At 71.7% G+C, this 17,756-nt stretch carries 18 protein-coding genes; 9 read left to right on the forward strand and 9 right to left on the reverse strand.

What is annotated here, in order from left to right; genetic code table 11:
* Positions 1-275 precede the first annotated feature (275 nt).
* A complete protein-coding gene (locus L942_RS04165) occupies positions 276-845 on the reverse strand; it encodes a sigma-70 family RNA polymerase sigma factor (protein ID WP_037355279.1) in 570 nt (189 codons plus the stop codon).
* A 100-nt stretch (positions 846-945) separates the two neighbouring features.
* Here L942_RS04165 and L942_RS04170 point away from each other — a divergent pair, with 100 nt between their 5' ends.
* A complete protein-coding gene (locus L942_RS04170) occupies positions 946-1,683 on the forward strand; it encodes a zf-HC2 domain-containing protein (protein WP_051165706.1) in 738 nt (245 codons plus the stop codon).
* A gap of 840 nt (positions 1,684-2,523) precedes the next feature.
* On the opposite strand, the gene L942_RS04175 is transcribed toward L942_RS04170, so the two are convergent.
* Positions 2,524-3,132: a DUF5134 domain-containing protein gene (locus tag L942_RS04175; RefSeq protein WP_037355130.1), complete on the reverse strand. Its 609-nt coding sequence runs from the start codon at positions 3,130-3,132 to the stop codon at positions 2,524-2,526.
* Positions 3,129-4,781: a PepSY-associated TM helix domain-containing protein gene (locus L942_RS04180; RefSeq protein WP_051165707.1), complete on the reverse strand. Its 1,653-nt coding sequence runs from the start codon at positions 4,779-4,781 to the stop codon at positions 3,129-3,131. The genes L942_RS04175 and L942_RS04180 overlap by 4 nt, the downstream gene beginning before the upstream one ends.
* A gap of 190 nt (positions 4,782-4,971) precedes the next feature.
* Here L942_RS04180 and mftA point away from each other — a divergent pair, with 190 nt between their 5' ends.
* The 7 genes from mftA to mftD are packed head-to-tail and all read left to right on the forward strand — an operon-like array spanning position 4,972 to position 10,600.
* Positions 4,972-5,076, forward strand: a complete 105-nt coding sequence (mftA, locus tag L942_RS04185; RefSeq protein WP_037355132.1) for a mycofactocin precursor MftA — start codon at positions 4,972-4,974, stop codon at positions 5,074-5,076.
* Positions 5,066-5,359 (forward strand): mycofactocin biosynthesis chaperone MftB, encoded by a 294-nt coding sequence (gene mftB, locus L942_RS04190; RefSeq protein WP_037355134.1) that lies wholly within the window; start codon positions 5,066-5,068, stop codon positions 5,357-5,359. The genes mftA and mftB overlap by 11 nt, the downstream gene beginning before the upstream one ends.
* Positions 5,359-6,531: a mycofactocin radical SAM maturase gene (gene mftC / locus L942_RS04195; RefSeq protein WP_037355136.1), complete on the forward strand. Its 1,173-nt coding sequence runs from the start codon at positions 5,359-5,361 to the stop codon at positions 6,529-6,531. Before mftB ends, mftC begins: the two co-directional genes overlap by 1 nt.
* Before the next feature lies 1 nt (position 6,532).
* Positions 6,533-7,222, forward strand: coding sequence for a mycofactocin biosynthesis peptidyl-dipeptidase MftE (gene mftE, locus L942_RS04200; RefSeq protein WP_037355138.1), 690 nt, complete (start codon positions 6,533-6,535; stop codon positions 7,220-7,222).
* Positions 7,219-8,007, forward strand: coding sequence for a mycofactocin-coupled SDR family oxidoreductase (locus tag L942_RS04205; RefSeq protein WP_037355141.1), 789 nt, complete (start codon positions 7,219-7,221; stop codon positions 8,005-8,007). Before mftE ends, L942_RS04205 begins: the two co-directional genes overlap by 4 nt.
* The gene (gene mftF, locus L942_RS04210) at positions 8,004-9,431 is read left to right on the forward strand and encodes a mycofactocin biosynthesis glycosyltransferase MftF (protein WP_037355143.1); all 1,428 of its coding nucleotides are present in this window, start codon (positions 8,004-8,006) and stop codon (positions 9,429-9,431) included. Before L942_RS04205 ends, mftF begins: the two co-directional genes overlap by 4 nt.
* The gene (gene mftD, locus L942_RS04215; protein WP_037355144.1) at positions 9,428-10,600 is read left to right on the forward strand and encodes a pre-mycofactocin synthase MftD; all 1,173 of its coding nucleotides are present in this window, start codon (positions 9,428-9,430) and stop codon (positions 10,598-10,600) included. The genes mftF and mftD overlap by 4 nt, the downstream gene beginning before the upstream one ends.
* A gap of 65 nt (positions 10,601-10,665) precedes the next feature.
* Here mftD and L942_RS04220 read toward each other — a convergent pair whose 3' ends face one another.
* Together L942_RS04220 and L942_RS04225 are read right to left on the reverse strand one after the other, a co-directional pair.
* Positions 10,666-12,120, reverse strand: coding sequence for an aldehyde dehydrogenase family protein (locus L942_RS04220; RefSeq protein ID WP_037355146.1), 1,455 nt, complete (start codon positions 12,118-12,120; stop codon positions 10,666-10,668).
* Positions 12,121-12,160: 40 nt separating this feature from the next.
* A complete protein-coding gene (locus L942_RS04225) occupies positions 12,161-13,279 on the reverse strand; it encodes an NDMA-dependent alcohol dehydrogenase (RefSeq protein ID WP_037355147.1) in 1,119 nt (372 codons plus the stop codon).
* Between the two features lie 76 nt (positions 13,280-13,355).
* Here L942_RS04225 and L942_RS04230 point away from each other — a divergent pair, with 76 nt between their 5' ends.
* The gene (locus L942_RS04230) at positions 13,356-14,144 is read left to right on the forward strand and encodes an N-acyl homoserine lactonase family protein (RefSeq protein WP_051165708.1); all 789 of its coding nucleotides are present in this window, start codon (positions 13,356-13,358) and stop codon (positions 14,142-14,144) included.
* On the opposite strand, the gene L942_RS04235 is transcribed toward L942_RS04230, so the two are convergent.
* The 4 genes from L942_RS04235 to L942_RS04250 form a co-directional block, all read right to left on the reverse strand.
* Positions 14,141-14,893 (reverse strand): alpha/beta fold hydrolase, encoded by a 753-nt coding sequence (locus L942_RS04235; RefSeq protein ID WP_037355149.1) that lies wholly within the window; start codon positions 14,891-14,893, stop codon positions 14,141-14,143. The genes L942_RS04230 and L942_RS04235 overlap by 4 nt on opposite strands.
* A gap of 27 nt (positions 14,894-14,920) precedes the next feature.
* The gene (locus L942_RS04240) at positions 14,921-15,670 is read right to left on the reverse strand and encodes a hypothetical protein (protein WP_037355152.1); all 750 of its coding nucleotides are present in this window, start codon (positions 15,668-15,670) and stop codon (positions 14,921-14,923) included.
* Positions 15,671-15,738: 68 nt separating this feature from the next.
* The gene (locus L942_RS04245; RefSeq protein ID WP_037355154.1) at positions 15,739-17,073 is read right to left on the reverse strand and encodes a HAMP domain-containing sensor histidine kinase; all 1,335 of its coding nucleotides are present in this window, start codon (positions 17,071-17,073) and stop codon (positions 15,739-15,741) included.
* Positions 17,070-17,756, reverse strand: coding sequence for a response regulator transcription factor (locus L942_RS04250; RefSeq protein WP_037355157.1), 687 nt, complete (start codon positions 17,754-17,756; stop codon positions 17,070-17,072). Before L942_RS04250 ends, L942_RS04245 begins: the two co-directional genes overlap by 4 nt.

The raw sequence follows: 17,756 nt of genomic DNA on the forward strand, positions 1-17,756 counted from the left end.
CGGCTTCGGCTTCGGCTTCGGCTTCGGCTTCGGCTTCGGCTTCGGCTTCGGCTTCGGCTTCGGAAGGGAGCAAACCACCCGACCCGGCAATCCGTCACGGCCCGCCCCAAGCGATCACCGTCGAGCGACCGGCCAGCCGCCGTCGTCCGACGATGCCACCATCCCGACCTCCCGGCGCCAACCTGACTCGAGCAGCGGCCAGCCGACCGATCCCACGACACGGAACGACCCCGAGCCAGCGGCCGAGCGCCGAGAGAACCGGAACCACCCGCGCGTCACATCGCGGTGTCGTTCTCCTCCTGTGCGCGCAGCAGATCCTCGCGGGCACGGGACACCCGGGACCGCACCGTCCCGACCGGGCAGCCGCACACCTCGGCCGCCTCCGCGTACGACAGGCCCAGGAACTGGGTGAGCACCAGGGCTTCCCGGCGGTCCTCGTCGAGGGTGTCCAGCAGCAGGCCGAGTTCGATCAGGTCCTCGAAGCCCGCCGTGCGCGTCCGGGCGGACTGTTCTTCGGCCGCGCGCTGCCAGTCGGCCGTCGTGGATTCGCGGGGGCGGACCGAGCGCGCGCGGATGCGGTCCACGACGACCCGGCGGGCGATCGACAACAGCCACGTCCTCGACGACGACCGGCCCGCGAAGCGCGGCAGCGAGCCGAACGCGCGCAGGTACGTTTCCTGGGTGAGGTCGTCCGCTTCGGCCGGGCTGGTGCGGTGGGCCAGGAACCGCCACGCGTCGGCTTGCGTCGCGCGGACCCAGGCTTCCAGTGCGATCCGGTCGCCGCGGCCGGCGGCGAGGGCCAGCGCGGTGATCCGCTCGTCGTCGTTGTCGCGGCCGGTGGACACGGACGTCACGGTAGTCCATGCCCGTCCGAGCCGGTTCCCAGACCAGCCCGGAGAAAAATCGCCGTCCCCGCCGGGAACTCGCGCGGGCAGCCGAGCGACTATGACAGACGTGAGCTGTGAAATCTTCCGCGAAGCGCTGTCCGCGCGACTCGACGGCGAAGCGGGCCCGCTGCCCGAACCGCAGGTCGACCAGCATCTCGAGACCTGCGCGTCGTGCCGGAACTGGTACGAGCGGAGCGCGACGCTGCGCCGCGCCCTGCTGGTCCGCAGCGCGCCCGAGGTGCCCGACCTCACCGACCGGATCCTCGCCGAAACCCCTCCCCCGCCGCGCGAAAAATGGGGCCTGCGAGTCGCGCTCGGGCTGGTCGGCCTGGTCCAGTGCGGACTGGCGTTCGCGCAACTGCTCGGCATGGACACCGCCCACGGCGGCGGTTTCATGGAAGGCCACCTCATCAACGAAAGCTCGGCGTGGAACCTGGCGGTCGGCGTCGGACTGCTGTGGGCCGCCCTGCGCACCCGCGCCGCGGCCGGGCAGCTGCCGATGATCACCGGGTTCGTGCTCGTCCTCGCGGTGCTCACGACCAGCGATCTGATCGGCGACCGCGTCACCGTCGCACGGGTGCTGTCGCACGTGTTCCTGGTCGTCGGACTGGCGCTGCTCTACGCCGTCCACCGACAGCACCGCCTCCGGCACCAACCGGGCCCAGACCTCGCCGACACCGCCGACGACCCGAACCACACCACTGTGGCGACCCACGGCGCACTCGCCCTGGTCCGCCCCCACCCGAAGCGCAGCCGCGATTCCCAACGCCCGACCGGACGACACCGCGCCGCCTGACGCACCCCGCTCCGGAAGCCCGGCTTGGCAAGCTCACCCAGCCGGCCCAGCGGCCGCGACCTCGTGAAAACCGGCCGCGCAGTCTGACGCACGCCCTTCGAGAGCCCAGCTCGGCAACCGCACCGAGCGGCAATGCGCATCGCCAGCCACCAGGCGGAAAACCGGCCGCGCAGCCCGGGAATCGCCCCTCACCACTACTTGCCGGGCCTGGGACGCCACGCCTTGAGTCGAAGCACGAAGGGACAGGCTCCGCCGGGGACCGAGCAAACCCGCGAAGCCTTTCCCGTTCACCGCACCGACCGGGCGAGCCACCACCCGGTCGAAGACAACCGCCCCCCCCCCAAAGCCAACCCGCGAATCGCGACCGCCCGACGAGGTGCCATACGACCTCGAGCCATTGCCCGCGATCGCGAACCCGCTACCCAGCCATCCCCGGGCTCAGGTCTCCCGCCATCGCCGGAAATCCCACCCAACCCGACACACACAACCCCACCCGACTCAAACCCACCACCGCCACCAGCCTCGGCGACCCAAGCCGACGCGACGCGACCTCGCTCGACTCGAATCACCACCACCGCGAACCTCGCGCGCAGCAACCGCCGCACAGCCCGACCCGTTTCAAGCCCTCACCACAGCGGCGAACTCCCTCCGCAACCGACCACCGCACTGCCGAGCCCGGGTTCAGATCATCGCCACGATCGCGAAACCACGCCCGCGCACCCAGCCACCGCACAACGCCGGACCTCACCACCGCGAACCCCGCGTGCGATCAGCCACCGCACAGCACCGACCATCGCCCCCAATGCCGCCCGACCGGCCGCCGCGAAGTCCAGCTCGGGCTCAGATCATCGCCACCGCCATCACCGCCATTCCCAAGCTCATCACGCCTTCCATCGCCAACCCGACCTCCCGGCGTCCCGGACGGGCGACTGCCCGGGCGTGGTCGATCGCCCGGGCCAGCCACGCGATTCCCGCTGCCAGGAAGACCGTCGCCAGCACCACCGCGACCACCACCACGTGCGCCGGTACGTGTCCGGTCATGGTCATCCCGGCGTCGCCCATGTCCATTCCGGCGTGCTCGCCGCCCAGCGCGGTCCCGGACATCGTCATTCCCGCCATCGCCGACGGCATCACGAACGCCATCCACGCCATCCCGGCCATCATCAGCGCGTGGTGCGCTCCGGGCAGCCGTCCGTGGCCGAATCCCAGCGCCGCGGTCACCGCGAACCATCCGGCGGCCGCCGCGAAGAGCACGACCTGCGGTATCCGCGCGAAAGTCATCGTCGCGGGCCAAGCCATCGTGACCATTCCCGCGCACATCGCCGCGTGCAGGGCGTCCGCCACTCGTCCGGTCAAGCCGGGACGTCGCACGCATCGGTACAGGCAGAACACCCCCGCCGCCGCGAACAGCACGGTGAGGATCCATCGCAGACCCGGTTCGGTGATCATCGCGCGGCCGCCCGGCGCAGGCCCAGCAGGCAGTCCACCGCCAGGAAACCCAGCAACGACACCCCGAACACCGGCAGGAACCATCCCACTGCCGCCACTCCGACCAGCACCGGAGCCAGCACTCGCCCGGGAATTCGCCGCCAGGCGCCCCGCACCGGCATCCGTCCGAAGCGACCCCGACCGTCCGGCGACTTTCCCGAGTCGCGCAGCCGGGCACCTTCGAGCGGCATCGGGCCAGAAGCAGCGCCGCTCGTCGACAACCGACCGGACGGCAGTCCGACGCCGCCAGCCTCGCCGCCCATCAACAAGCTCTCGGCGCGTCCCTCATCACGCACCGACCCGGTGCGCTCCGGCGACCGGCCAGACTCGCTCCGCCCCCGCAAACGCACCCATCCAGCACGCCCCGCCGACCGGCCACGCCCGCCCCGCCAACGCACCCACTCCACACTCCCCGGCAACCGGCCAGACTCAGCGCGCAACCGCCCCCGGCCGCCCGACGACCGGCCAGGACGACCTCGCAGCCACCACATCCGATACCCCCACGCGACCACACCCGTCAGCGCCACCCCGAGCACCGTCAGCACGACCTGGTTCGCCACCCCGAACAGCAGCCCCATATGGGCGTCGATCCCCCACCGGCTCAGTTTCGCGGCGAGCGGGTAGTCGGCGAACCTCAGCGTCCCGGTGATCTTCCCCGTGCCGGGATCGACCGCCATCGAGTCCTGTCGGGACGGCCAGCCCCGGCCGACCTGCTGCACGACGTATCCGCCGTCCGAGGGCGGCCGGATCTCCACCGGGTCGGACAATCCGGCGCGTGCGGTCGCGTCGCGGACCGCTTGCCAGCCGACGTCGCCGGGAGAGGGAGCACCGGCCGGGACCGACGGCGTCGTCCAGTCCAAAGAGGACCGCAGGTCGGTGATGTTCGCGCCGGCGTGCAGCGACCAGGTCAGCCCGGTGGCGGAGAGAAACAGCAAACCCGCGGCGATCCACAGGCCGGTCGAGCCGTGCCAGGAGCGCAGCCGCGCGCGGCCGGGTTTTCCGGCGGACGGCAAGAGCACGGCGCGCAACCGTCGACGGCGGCCGAGCCACAACGCCGCCCCGGCGAGAGTGATCACCCACAGCCAGCTCGCCGCCAGTTCGCTGTACAGCCGGCCGAAGTCGCCGAGATGGAGATTGCGGTGCAGGGTGTCGATCCAGCCTCGGACCGGCAACGCCTGCCCGGAACCGTAGGTTTCGAGCGCGCCGCGAACCTCCCCGTCGTGCGGGTTCACGAACACGGTGTACCGATAGCTCGGCGCGAGGCCCGGACGGTCGAAGATCACCTGGGTGGTGTCGGTCGCGGACGGCGCCGGGCGCAGGCCGATGATCTTTCCGTCCGGCACTCGACCGCGCGCGACGAGCACCTGCCGGTCGAGCGGGAGCGCGCCGGCGGCGGCCGGGACGTGCAGTTCGTGCGAGTAGACAGCCTGTTCCAGCTGCGGCGTCCACACGTACGCGATCCCGGTCAGCGCAGCGACCAGAAGGAACGGTCCGACGAACACTCCCGCGTAGAAGTGCAGCCGCAGCACCAACGGGCGAATCGCCGCCCATCCGGTCGCCGGGGCCGGTCCGGTGCGCGACTCCTCGCCGATACCGATGCCGATGGCCATCCTGCTCCCTTCGCGTGGTCCGCCTCCTGAGGAGTCGGACCGGCGGGGCAGTCGGTTCCCGGCCGCCGCGAACGCCCATTCGGGTGTCCCGCATCGACGGGGCATTGCTTCTGGCACACAGTGACAGTATTGTCCCCCTCACATTCGACACCAAGTGTCAAATATCGCCGAACGAGACAAGGGAGTCACGATGAGCGAGACGACAGCCGCTGCCGAGACGAAGGCCGAAGAGGTCGTAGCCGACGAGTTGCTCGTCGAGGAGGTCTCGATCGACGGAATGTGCGGTGTCTACTGATCGCAGGGCCGCGGCGTTCGATCTGGACGGTGCTTGGGAACTGGACAGCCGGGTCTCCATCCGGCCGGAGCGGTTCGGCGCGCTGCTGTACCACTTCGGCACCCGCCGGCTGTCCTTTCTCAAGAGCCGCACCATGCTCGCCGCGGTGCAGGCGCTGACCGACCACCCCTCCGCCCGCGCGGCATGCGCGCAGGCCGGGGTCGCGCCGGCCGAACTTCCCCGCTACCGCGCCGCCCTCGCCGCCCTCGCGGCGTCGGACATGATCCATCCGAGGAGCGTGTGATGTCGCTTGTCGACGAATTCCAGTTCGGGCTCGACGCGCCGATCTGCCTCACCTGGGAACTCACCTACGCGTGCAACCTGTCGTGCGTGCACTGCCTTTCCTCGTCCGGCCGCCGCGATCCGCGCGAGCTGAGCACCGAGGAATGCAAGGCGCTGATCGACGAATTCGAGCGCATGCAGATCTTCTACGTGAACATCGGCGGCGGCGAACCGACAGTCCGGCCCGATTTCTGGGAGCTGGTCGACTACGCGACCGAGCACCACGTGGGCGTCAAATTCTCCACCAACGGCATCAAGATCACCGAGGACGTCGCGAAACGGCTCGCCGGCAGCGATTACGTCGACGTCCAGATCTCCCTCGACGGAGCCACCGAGGAGGTCAACGACCACGTCCGCGGCCCCGGCTCCTACCGCACCGCGATCCGGGCGATGGAGAACCTCGCCGCCGCCGGGTTCGCGAACTTCAAGATTTCCGTCGTGGTGACCCGGCAGAATGCGGGGCAGCTCGACGACTTCAAAGCGATCGCCGACCGCTACGGCGCCCAGCTGCGGCTCACCCGGCTCCGCCCGTCCGGACGCGGCGCGGACGTCTGGGACGAGTTGCACCCCACCGCCGCCCAGCAACGGGAACTGTACGACTGGCTGGTCAAGCACGGCGAAAACGTGCTCACCGGCGACTCGTTCTTCCACCTCGCCGGCTACGGCGACGGCGGCCTGCCCGGGCTGAACCTGTGCGGCGCGGGCCGCGTGGTGTGCCTGATCGACCCGGTGGGCGACGTCTACGCGTGCCCGTTCGCCATCCACGACACCTTCCTCGCCGGGAACACGCGCGGCGATGGCGGATTCACCCGCGTGTGGCGGGAATCCGAGCTGTTCGCCGAACTGCGCAGCCCGCAGAGCGGCGGGGCCTGCACGTCGTGCTCGGCGTTCGACGCCTGCCGCGGCGGCTGCATGGCGGCGAAGTTCTTCACCGGGCTCCCGCTCGACGGCCCGGACCCGGAATGCGTGCGCGGCCACGGCGAACGCGCGCTGGCCGGGGGCGCCGCGGGCAGCGTGCCGAAGCCGTCGCTGGACCACTCGCACCGCAAGGTGCCGGTGACCATCGGCATGCGCCGCCCGCCGGACCGGGCCTGCGACGAGAACCCGCTCGCGGGCTTCGCCCCGGGCCGCTGAAATGCGCCTGGCCGATCTGTCGTCGCCGGACGTCGCCGAACGGGCGGCGTCCGGCGCGATCCTCGCCGTGCCGCTCGGGGCCACCGAGCAGCACGGCCCGCACCTGCCGCTGAGCACGGACACCGACATCGCGACGGCGTTGTGCGACCGGCTCGCCGCGGAGCGACCGGACGTGCTGGTCGCGCCCGCGGTTCCGTACGGATCGAGCGGCGAACACGCGGGATTCGCCGGGACGCTGTCGATCGGCCAAGCCGTCACCGAACTCCTGCTCGTCGAACTGGGCCGATCGGCCGGCGAAACCTTCCGGCGTCTGCTTTTCGTGTCCGCGCACGGCGGCAACGCGGCTTCGGTGACCCGCGCGGTCGCGACCCTGCGCGCCGAATCGCGGGACGTCTCAGTGTTCGAACCGCGCTGGCAAGGCGATCCGCACGCCGGACGGCCGGAAACCGCTCTGCAGCTGGCTCTTCACCCGGACAAAGTGCGCCTGGACCAAGCAGTTCCAGGCGACACCCGGCCGCTGGGCGAGTTGCTTCCGGTTCTGCGCCGAGGCGGGGTGCGCGCGGTGACCGGAACCGGGGTTCTCGGCGATCCCACCGGAGCGACGGCGGACGAAGGCCGGGATCTTCTCGACGACCTCACGGCGCAGCTGCGCGCGCATGTGCGCGACTGGACTTCCGCGGTGACGCCATGAAAGCGGCTCTCGTGACCGGCGCGGCCCGCGGCATCGGCGCGGCCACCGCGACAAAGCTCGCTGAACAAGGCTGGGCCGTGCTCGCGGTGGACGTCGCCGAAAACGACCCCGCCCTCCCCTACCCGATGGGCACCGCGGAAGAACTGTCCACAGTGGTCGCAAGAATCCGGGAAAGTGGCGGCATCGCGGAGGAATTCCGCGCAGACGTCCGCGATCGCTCCCAACTGTCCGCAGCGGTGACCGCCGCGGAACAACGTTGGGGCGGCCTCGACGCGGCCATCGCGGCAGCCGGAGTGATCGCGGGCGGCGTACCGCTCTGGGAAATGCCGCCGGAGCAGGAAGACGCGGTCCTCGACGTCAATCTCCGCGGCGTCCTCAACCTCGCTCACGTCGCGATCCCCGCCTTGCTGCGCCGTCCGAAACCTCGCTCCGGGCGATTCCTGGCCGTCGCGTCCGCCGCCGCCACCCGCGGATTGCCGATGCTCGCCGCGTACTGCGCGGCGAAAGCCGGAGTCGCCGGCCTGATTCGCGCGCTGGGCACGGAATTGGGCGACTCCGGCGTCACTGCCAACGCGGTCAGCCCAGGATCGACCGACACCCCGATTCTCGCCGAAAGCGCCCGCCTGTACGACCTTCCCGACGCGCAAACGTTTGCCGCGCAACAGCCCCTGCGACGCCTGCTCGATCCCGCCGAAGTCGCGTCCGTCCTGGCTTTCCTCGCCAGTCCGGAAAGCAGCGCGACGACCGGGGCCGTGCTCCCGGTGGACGGAGGGCTGGCGCTGTGACCATCCCGCTGCCCGCCGGATTCCGCCTCGCCCTGGACCCGAGCGTCAAACAACTCTCCGACGGCCTCCTCTTCGGCGGCTCCCCGGCTCGCGTGCTGCGCCTGACGAAAGCCGGGCAGACGGCGTGGGAACGCTTGGCGGACGACCCCGTGACCACCTCGGCGGAAGGCGTCCTCGCCCGGCTGCTCACCGACGCCGGATTCGCCCACCCGTTGCCCCCGGCCCAACCCGCGGACGCGACCGTGGTGATCCCGGTCCGCGACCGCGCCGAACTGCTCGGCCGCTGCCTCGCCGGACTCGACGGCCGCTACCCCGCGCTGGTGGTCGACGACGGATCCGCCGACCCCGCCGCGATCGCCGCGGCAGCCTCCGCACACGGCGCGAAACTCATCCGCCGCGACGTCAACGGCGGCCCCGGCGCGGCCCGGAACACCGCGCTGGAGCACGTTTCCACCGACCTGATCGCCTTCCTGGACAGCGATTGCGTCCCGTCGCCGGACTGGATCGACCGGCTGGCCGGGCACTTCGCCGACCCGCTCGTCGCCGCCGTCGCGCCGCGCGTCCGGCCGCTCTCCTCCGACACCTGGGCCGGCCGCTACACCCGCGCCGCCAGCAGCCTCGACCTGGGCACTTCCGCCGCCCGCGTCGCGCCCGGCACCCGACTGTCCTATGTGCCCACTGCCGCGCTGCTGGTCCGCCGGAGCGCACTGGAATCCGTCGAGCGCGACGGCGCGGTCTTCGACCCGGCAATGCGCGTCGGCGAGGACGTCGACCTCGGCTGGCGGCTCCACGACGCGGGCTTCCGGATCCGCTACGACCCGTCCGCCCACGTCGACCACCACGAACCGGCGACGTGGCGAGCGTTGCTCCGCCGCCGCGCCAGCTACGGCACTTCCGCCGCGCCGCTGGCCCTCCGGCGTCCGGCCGCGATGGCCCCGCTCGTCCTGCATCCGTGGCCGGCTCTGACCGTCGCCGCACTGCTGGCTCGCCGACCGCTCCCCGCCGCCGCCGCGTTCGCGGCCGCGGTGTTCAGCATGACGCGGGTGCTGCGCCGAAGCGACGTGCCGACAACCGGCGTCACCCAAGCGATGGCCACCGCCGCAGGACAAACGTGGCTCGGATTCGGCCGCTACAGCACGCAATTCGCCACGCCCTTGCTCGCCGCGCTCCTGGTGCCCGGCGGGCGAAAACGCTGGGGACGACGGGTCGCGCTCGCGTCGCTGCTCGCCGGACCGCCGCTCACCGCATGGCTGCGGCAACGCCCCGATCTCGATCCCCTCCGCTACACCGCCGGTGCGGTCGCCGACGATCTCGCGTACGGCGCCGGGGTGTGGGCGGGCTGCCTCAACCACCGCACCGCGGCCCCGCTGCGGCCGCGCGTCTCCTGGCGCCCTCTGCGCGTCGACCCGAAGGGAAAACGATGAGCACCACCTGGTTCGAATCCGTCGCCGAAGCACAGCGCCGGGCGAAGAAACGCCTGCCCGCCTCCGTCTACTCGGCGCTGATCGCCGGTTCGGAAAAAGGGCTGACGCTGCAGGACAATCTGGCCGCGTACGACGAACTGCGGTTCGCCCCGCGCACCGCCGGACTGCCCGGCGAACGCGACCTGAGCACCAACGTCCTCGGCCGCGACGTCGCGCTGCCGGTGCTGATTTCGCCGACCGGCGTGCAGGCCGTGCACCCCGACGGCGAGGTCGCGGTCGCTCGCGCGGCCGCCGCGCGGGGGACGTCGATGGGGCTGTCGTCGTTCGCCAGCAAGCCGATCGAGGAAGTGGTGGCGGCCAACCCGAACACGTACTTCCAGGTGTACTGGACCGGCAGCCGCGACGACATCCTGCGCCGCCTGGACCGTGCCCGGTCCGCGGGCGCGGTCGGGATCATCCTGACGCTCGACTGGTCGTTCTCGCACAGCCGCGACTGGGGCAGCCCGCACATCCCGGACAAGCTGACCCTGCGCGAGCTGATCCGGTTCGCCCCCGAGGGCATGATGCATCCGCGCTGGCTGCTCGCCTACGCCCGCACCAAGAAACTGCCCGACCTCAGCGTCCCGAACATGGCCGAACCGGGCACGCCGGTGCCGTCGTTCTTCGGCGCGTACGGCCAGTGGATGCAGACCGCGCCGCCGAGCTGGGAAGACGTGAGCTGGCTGCGGAAACAGTGGGACGGGCCGTTCCTGCTGAAGGGCGTGTACCGCGTCGACGAGGCCCGCCGCGCGGTCGACGCCGGGGTCAGCGCGATCTCGGTGTCGAATCACGGCGGCAACAACCTCGACGGCACCCCCGCCACGATCCGCGCGCTGCCCGCGGTCGCGGAGGCGGTCGGGAGCGAGGTGGAAGTGTTGCTGGACGGCGGAATCCGGCGGGGCAGCGATGTCGTGAAGGCGCTCGCACTCGGCGCCCGCGCGGTGCTGATCGGGCGGGCGTACCTGTGGGGCCTCGCCGCGGGCGGGCAGTCCGGAGTGGAGAACGTGCTGGACGTGCTGCGTAACGGCATCGATTCGACGTTGCTCGCGCTGGGCCACCGCAGCGTGCACGACCTGAGCCGCGACGACCTGATCATCCCGGAGGGATTCGAGCGGCGGATCGGCGCTTGATCAGCTGTCCGTGAGGAGAACCCTGAGGGAATCTGCTTCCCTGGGGTTCCCCTCACGGACCTTGGTCACAGCGGCCACTGCACGTGCTTCACCTCGAAGAACTCCCGGAAACCCTCTTCCCCGCCTTCCCGGCCGATCCCGCTGTACCCCGGGCCGCCCCACGGCGCGTCGGTCCGGCGGCCGCCGCCTCCGTTGATCGTGACCGTTCCGGACCGGATCCGCCGCGCCACCGCCAGCGCGTCCGGAGTGGGGCCCCAGACGTTGGCGTTGAGCGCGTACCTGGTGTCGTTCGCGACCCGGATCGCCTCGTCGACTTCGCGGTACGGCAGCACGATCCCCACCGGCGCGAACAGTTCCTCCTGCGCGATCTCGGCGGTGTTCGGCGCACCGGTGATCAGCGTCGGGGCGAAGAAGAACCCTTCGTCGAGACCGGCCGGGCGCCCGCCGCCGGTCACCACCGTCGCGCCCTCGGCCACCGCTCGCTCGACGTAGCCGGAAACGTTCCGGTGGTGTTCGCCGGTGATCAGCGGGCCCACCGCGGTCTTCGGCGAAAACGGATCGCCGACCACGAGGCTGCCGAGGAATTCGGCCGAGCGCTCGACGAACTCGTCGAAATCCTTCTCCGGCACCAAAGTCCGCGTCGTCGCACCGCACGCCTGTCCCGCGTTCCGGCAGAACCGCAGCGACGAGGGAGCGACGACCGAGGCGACGTCGGCGCCCGGAAGCAGGATGTTGGGCGACTTGCCGCCGAGTTCGAGCACGACCTTCTTCAGCCCCGGCGCGGCCAGCGCCATGACCTTGCCGCCGACCGCCGGCGATCCGGTGAAGCTCACCAGGTCGACCTCGCCGGCCCGCACGACCTGCTCGGTCACCGCGGGCGGACCGAACACGAGATTGACCGCACCGGGCGGGAATCCGGCCTCCTCGACCAGTTCCACCAGCGCCGAGTTGCACAGGATCGCCTTGGGCGAGGGCACCAGCACCGTCGTGCAGCCCGCCGCGAGCGCCGGGCCGAGCTTCCACGCGCACAGCATCAGCGGGCCGTTGTACGCGGTGATCGCCGCGACGACCCCGGCGGGCTCGCGCAGCAAGGTGCTCGCGGAGGTCAGCGGATCGTGGTGCAGCGGCAAGGGTTCTTCCCAGCCGTCGCGCGGGCCGCGCCGGGCGGCCTCGGCGAACCAGCGGAAGTACGCGATCGGCCCGTCGACGTGCAGTTCGGCGTTGCCGACCGGCGAGCCGATCTCGTGCGCGGCCAGCTCGAGCAGCCGGTCCCGGTCGCGTTCCATCAGGTCCGCGAGCCGGTACAGCAAGCCGCTGCGTTCGCGCGGCCCCAGCCTGCTCCACTCGCCGTCGTCGAACGCGTGGCGCGCCGCGGCGACGGCGGCCGCGACCTGGTCCGGGCCGGCGGACGGCGTGACTGCCAGTTCGCGGCCGGTCGACGGGCTCACCGAGCGGATCTCGGGCCCCTCGCCGGTCAGCCATTTCCCGCCGACGTGCAGGGCGGCGTGCAGGTTCGTCATGAAGTCCTCCGGATGCCGGATCGGCCGGGTTCCGCGCGGCTCACCGGTACCGCACGATGCCGCGGATGTTCTTGCCCTCGTGCAGGTCGTCGTAGCCCTGGGCGATGTCCTCGAGCGAGTAGCTGCGCGTGATCATCTCGTCGAGCTTGAGCCGGCCGTCGCGGTAGAGCTGAAGCAGGTTCAGCACGTCCCAGTTCCCGTTCGTGGCCCCGAAACACGTGCCCTGCACGCGTTTCTGGGAAAGCGTCAGCTCGAACAGGTCGAGCGGCACTTCGCTCACCTCGTGCTTGCCGACCGCGGTCGTCACGACGGTGCCCGCTTTGCGCACCGAGGACAGCGCCTGCCGCAGGTACTCCGGCCGCATCACGCCGACCGTCACGATCGTCGCGTCCGCGCCCTGGCCGTTGGTGAACTGCTTCGCCAATTCCGTGGCTTCCTCGATCGACGCGACCGCGTGCGTCGCGCCGAACACCGCGGCCTGCTCCCGTTTGAACGGCACCGGATCGACCGCGATCACCTGCGAGGCCCCCGCGTGCACCGCGCCCTGCAGGGCGCTCACGCCGATCCCGCCGATGCCCATCACGATCACCGTGTCGCCCGGCTGGACCCGCGCCGAGTGCACCGCGGAACCCCAGCCGGTGCTGACGCCGCAGCCGACCAGACATGCTTTGTCCAGCGGGATGTCCTTGCCGATCTTCACCACCGAGGCGAGCGAAACCGTCGTGGTTTCGACAAAGGTCGAGATGCCGCACATCTGGCCGACCGGAGTGCCGTCGGGCGTGTGCAGCCGGTAGGTGCCGTCGGTGAACCGAGGTCCGGCGAGGATGCCCGCGGCGAGGTCGCAGAGGCTGGCGTGCCCGGTGGCGCACCAGCGGCAGTGCCCGCACGACGGGATCGCGGAGAAGATGACGTGGTCGCCCTCCTCGATGCCCTTGCTGTTCGGGCGGACCTTGGTCACCACGCCCGCGCCTTCGTGCCCGAGCGCGAACGGATAGCCGCCGACCGGGATGTCGCCGGTGACGTGGTGGTCGTCGGAATGGCACAGGCCGGACGCGACGAGCTGGACCTGCACCTCGTCCTCGTACGGGTCGTCGACCTCGAGATCGGTCACCTCGAGCCGGCCGGGCGCCTGCCGGATGACTGCTCCCCGAGTGCGCATCGCTCGAACTCCCTCGTTCGATAGATTAAACTTAATATATAAAGCAACACCCTAACGCAGAGAGCGAGGAAGCGGAATGACCGGAATCCGCCGGGCGTGGGCGCTGGACGCGCCGACGATGACCGCCGACGAGAGTTTCGTGCTCACCGGAGGCGGCACCGCCCCGGTCGTGATGCCGCTGCCCGCGTTCCTCGTCGAGCACGACCTCGGCCTGGTGCTCTTCGACGCCGGCCTCGCCCCCGAGGCGGCGGGCGACCCGGGCGCGGTCTACGGCCCGCTGGCCGAGGCGTTCCAGGCGGTGTTCCCCGAGGAGTTCCGGCTGGACCGGCAGATCGAGAACCTGGGCTTCCGCACCGAAGACGTCCGGCACGTCGTGCTGTCCCACGCCCACTTCGACCACACCGGCGGCCTGGCGCACTTCCCGCACGCGCAAGGTTTCGCCGGCGCCGGCGAACTGCGGTACGCCCAGCAGCCGGCGGCGCATCTGGCCGGGTTCTTCCGCAAGCAGGACCTCGAAGCCGCGGCGCGGATCAGCTGGAACGAACTGCCCGCGGGCTACGACCACGACCTGTTCGACGACGGCAGCGTGACCCTGCTTTCGCTGCCCGGCCACACTCCCGGGTCGCTCGGGCTGCAGCTGCGCCAGGACGGCCGGACCCTCGTGCTCAGCGGCGACGCCGCGCACGTGCAGCAGAACATCAGCCAGACCACCGGAATCCCGGTCGACGTGGATTCGGTGCGGGCGCTCGATTCGCTGCGCAAGCTGAAGCTGCTGGCCGCGCGGCCGGACGTGACGGTGTGGGTCAACCACGACCCGGACGACTGGCGGACGCACCGCGCCGGCGGGAAGCAGATCCTCGGCTAGCGCCTTCCGGCGAGGAAAAACCGCACAGCCGCGGCAGTGAACTCCGGTGCCGCCGAAGCGTCGTAATGGTCACCAGGTACTTCGGCGAATCCCGCGTTCACCAGGTGCGCGAGCGGCTCGGCGTCGGCGTGCTCGTGGTCTTCGCTGCCGACCACGACGAGCGCCGGAATCGTAAGCGCGGGGAGATCAGGCGTCGGCACGACCGAATGAAGGACGTGCAGCAACGCGCGCGGGTCGGCGCCGAGGCGGCGGATCCAGTGCGCGGTCCCGGCGTCGGACGACTCCACTGCCCGGCCTTCGGTCAACGCCGTGAGCACCCGGTGCAGCGGACCGCCTCCGCCGCCCCTCCGCATCGCGGCGAGCCCTTGCCCGCCAAGGAGGATCCGGGTCGGCCGCGCACCGCGCACGACCATGCGGAGCGCGACCCGCGCGCCGAGCGAGTACCCGCCCAGCGCGTACCCGGTCAGGCCGAGTTGCTCGACGAGCGCGAGCCCGTCGTCGACGAGCACATCCGGCGGGTAGCGGGCCGGGTCGTCCGGCTGCGGGCTCGCCCCATGCCCGCGGAAATCCGGCAGCAGCACCCGGAATCCGCGTTCGGCGAGCTGTCCGGCCAGCCCGCCGCGCAGCCACGCCTCGCCGGACGAGGTGAACCCGTGCAGCAGCACGACCGGCGTGCCCTCGCCCAGTTCGCGGCAGGCCAGTTCCAGCCCGTCGCGAGCACGGAACCGATGGACGGGCAATGCGGTCATGGGGTCCTTCCTGGCGGGCGGACCCCACTATCGCACGCGCGGCAACGGATTCTGCTGGAACTGCCCTTGCCAGCTGGCCTGCGCGCCGGAGTCGCCGATCCGCACGATGTCGTAAACCGCGGCCCCGGCGGCCAGCACCGAAAGGACGGTCAACGTCACGGTGACCGCCTTCGACGCGGGCGCGAGGAAGGTGCGACGACGGCTCGTTCCGGCGGCACCGGTATGGCCGGCTCCGCTCGTCTGGCCGGCACCGCCGTGAGCCGCACGGGTCGCGACACTTCCCGCCGCGTCAGCACGCGCTGGCGCGTCGGCCGCGGCAGCACCCGCCGCGGCCGAGTCAGCCGAACCGGCATCAGCGGAGACCCCGCGACCAGTCGCCACCGCGGCCACGTCCGCCGTTCCGGAACTCGCCGCAGCCGAACCGGAACCGGCCGCGCCAGCACCACCGCCGGCACCAGCCTCCCGCTGCCGCCACCACAGCGCCAAAGCCAGCACCGCCACCGGGATCGCCGCCCAGATCGCCGTGTCGCCGATCTCCGTGTGCGCGCGCACGAGCGGCGTCCGCGCAACGCGTCGTTCCAGCCACTCGCCCGCGTTTGTCGTAATGGGCACGAGGACAACCACCAGCACCGACAAAATCGCGTTCGCGCCGGCCAGCCTCCGCCGCACCGGAGCGAGGCACGCGGTCAGCACCAGCAGCAGCGCCGAAAGCGGCAGAAGCACGACGATCGCGTGCACGAGCAGGATATGAGCGGGCAACCCGTTGACCGTCGTCATGCAGCCTTTCCCATCCCGAACGGAAACCAGCCCTCACTCTGGCCGAGCCCCGTGAGCCCCCGGCAAGATCAAGGTGAGAATCGGGTAAGAGCGACGGTGAACCCGACCACCGCGCCGCCCCCGTCCCGCGGCCGGGCGAATACCTCGCCGCCGTGAGAGAGCGCGACCTCCCGGACGATCGACAGCCCCAGCCCCGACCCGGGCAGCGCCCGCGCGCCGTCCGCCCGGTAAAACCGGTCGAACACCCGCCCGGCGTCCTCGGCCGCGATCCCCGGCCCCCGGTCCAGCACCTCGACCCGCCCCTCCCGCACGCACAGCTCCACCGGGCCGGAGCTGAACTTCACCGCGTTCTCCAGCAGGTTCGTCATTGCCCGCTCCAGCGCTTTCGGGCGACCGGACACCGTGGTGCCGTCGGCGTCCACGGCGACCTCGCGGCCGGACCGGCGGCGCACCCGCGCGGCCGCCCGCTCCGCCGGCTCGCTCAGCTCGACCCGCCCCACCGGCTCGTCGTCGTACTGCCCGGTGGCCAGGTCGACCAGCTCCGTGACCAGATGGGTCAGCTCCCGCGTCTCGCCGTCGACGTCCGCGAGCAGCCGGTCGCGTGCGTCCGGCGACAGCTCCCCGAACCGCCGCAGGACGCTCGCGTTGGTGCGCAGGCTGGTCAGCGGCGTGCGCAGTTCGTGCGCGGCGTCCTGGACCAGCCGCTCCTGGTCTTCGCGGGCGCGGGCGAGCCGGTCGAGCATCCCGGCGAACGAGGCGGACAGCCTGCCGACCTCGTCGCGGCCGCCGTCCGGGACGCCGAGCCCGGGCCGGCTGCCCGCGCTCACCTCCTCGGTCAGCCGGGTGAGCCGGACCAGCCGCCGGGTGATCTGGCGGGCGAGGAGCCAGCCGGCCAGCGCCGCCCCGGCCAGCACGGCGAGACTGACCCAGGTCATCCGCTCGGCGAGATCGGCGAGAACGTGCCGGGTTTCGTCCACGTCGATGCCGAGCTGCAGCGCCCCGCGGCCGGAGCCGAGCGCCACGGTGAGCACGCGGTAGTCGTCCGGCCCGACGGTGGCGTCCGCGTACCGCGTGCCGGAGGTCAGCTGCCGGTCGGCCGCGGAGACCGGCAGCGCGACCGGACGGCCGCCGACGTGCCGGACGGTCCCGTCCGGCGCGATCGACTGCGCGACCATCGGCTGCGCCTCGTCGTGGTCGTCGTCCCCCGGGCCGCGGGTGAGCGGGCTCGGCGCGAGCAGCTGCACCGCGCCCGCCGACACCTGCGACGCCGTGCTCAGCAGCGACCGGTCGAGGTCCGCGCTGATCCGCTGGGAAGCCGTGTGGTACCCCAGCACGCCCACGAGGATCGCCGCGCCGCCGCCGACCGCGGCGAAGGCGATCGCCAGTTTCCCGCGCAGATTCATGCCGGGCGCACCACGTAGCCGACGCCGCGCACGGTGTGGATCAGCTCGTCCGCGCCGGCCTTCTCCAGTTTCCGGCGCAGGTAGCCGATGTAGACCGCGAGGTTCTTCGATTCCGGGCCGAATTCGTACCCCCAGATCCGCTGGTGGATCGTGCCGCGGTCGAGCACGATCCCGGCGTTGCGCACCAGCAGCTCCAGCAGGTCGAATTCGGTTTTCGACAGCACCGCCTCGGTGTCTCGCCACCACACCCGGCGCGCTCCGGTGTCCACCGCCAGCCCGCCCAGCCGCAGCACGCGCTGGGCCTGCTCGCCCGGATCGGCGCTGCGCCGCAGCAGCGCGCGCAACCGGGCGAGCAGTTCGTCCAGCTCGAACGGTTTCGGCAGGTAGTCGTCGGCCCCCGCGTCCAGTCCGGCGACCCGGTCGGCGGTCTCGACGCGCGCGGTCAGCATCAGCACCGGGGTGCGGTCGCCGCCCGCGCGCAGCACCCGGCACACGCCGAGCCCGTCGACGCCCGGCATCATCACGTCGACGATCAGCACGTCGAATTCCTCGCTCCGCGCGAGCGCGAGCGCCTCGGCGCCGTCGCCGACTTCGCTGACGCGATAGCCCTCCAGTTCGAGCGCGCGGACCAGCGACTCCCGGATAGCCCGGTCGTCGTCCGCCAGCAGAACGCGGTTCGCCAT

The organism is Amycolatopsis orientalis DSM 43388 (assembly GCF_000411975.1).
Lineage (GTDB): Bacteria > Actinomycetota > Actinomycetes > Mycobacteriales > Pseudonocardiaceae > Amycolatopsis > Amycolatopsis orientalis_D.

What these genes read in the sequence shown, in the direction of transcription:
- L942_RS04205 (WP_037355141.1), top strand. Translation starts at nt 7,219, where the DNA reads ATGAAAGCGGCTCTCGTGACCGGCGCGGCCCGCGGCATCGGCGCGGCC.
- L942_RS04250 (WP_037355157.1), bottom strand. Translation starts at nt 17,756, where the DNA reads ATGGCGAACCGCGTTCTGCTGGCGGACGACGACCGGGCTATCCGGGAG.
- mftE (WP_037355138.1), top strand. Translation starts at nt 6,533, where the DNA reads ATGCGCCTGGCCGATCTGTCGTCGCCGGACGTCGCCGAACGGGCGGCG.
- L942_RS04180 (WP_051165707.1), bottom strand. Translation starts at nt 4,781, where the DNA reads ATGGCCATCGGCATCGGTATCGGCGAGGAGTCGCGCACCGGACCGGCC.
- L942_RS04175 (WP_037355130.1), bottom strand. Translation starts at nt 3,132, where the DNA reads ATGATCACCGAACCGGGTCTGCGATGGATCCTCACCGTGCTGTTCGCG.
- mftC (WP_037355136.1), top strand. Translation starts at nt 5,359, where the DNA reads ATGTCGCTTGTCGACGAATTCCAGTTCGGGCTCGACGCGCCGATCTGC.
- L942_RS04220 (WP_037355146.1), bottom strand. Translation starts at nt 12,120, where the DNA reads ATGACGAACCTGCACGCCGCCCTGCACGTCGGCGGGAAATGGCTGACC.
- L942_RS04245 (WP_037355154.1), bottom strand. Translation starts at nt 17,073, where the DNA reads ATGAATCTGCGCGGGAAACTGGCGATCGCCTTCGCCGCGGTCGGCGGC.
- mftD (WP_037355144.1), top strand. Translation starts at nt 9,428, where the DNA reads ATGAGCACCACCTGGTTCGAATCCGTCGCCGAAGCACAGCGCCGGGCG.
- L942_RS04235 (WP_037355149.1), bottom strand. Translation starts at nt 14,893, where the DNA reads ATGACCGCATTGCCCGTCCATCGGTTCCGTGCTCGCGACGGGCTGGAA.
- L942_RS04230 (WP_051165708.1), top strand. Translation starts at nt 13,356, where the DNA reads ATGACCGGAATCCGCCGGGCGTGGGCGCTGGACGCGCCGACGATGACC.
- L942_RS04170 (WP_051165706.1), top strand. Translation starts at nt 946, where the DNA reads ATGACAGACGTGAGCTGTGAAATCTTCCGCGAAGCGCTGTCCGCGCGA.
- mftA (WP_037355132.1), top strand. Translation starts at nt 4,972, where the DNA reads ATGAGCGAGACGACAGCCGCTGCCGAGACGAAGGCCGAAGAGGTCGTA.
- L942_RS04225 (WP_037355147.1), bottom strand. Translation starts at nt 13,279, where the DNA reads ATGCGCACTCGGGGAGCAGTCATCCGGCAGGCGCCCGGCCGGCTCGAG.
- L942_RS04240 (WP_037355152.1), bottom strand. Translation starts at nt 15,670, where the DNA reads ATGACGACGGTCAACGGGTTGCCCGCTCATATCCTGCTCGTGCACGCG.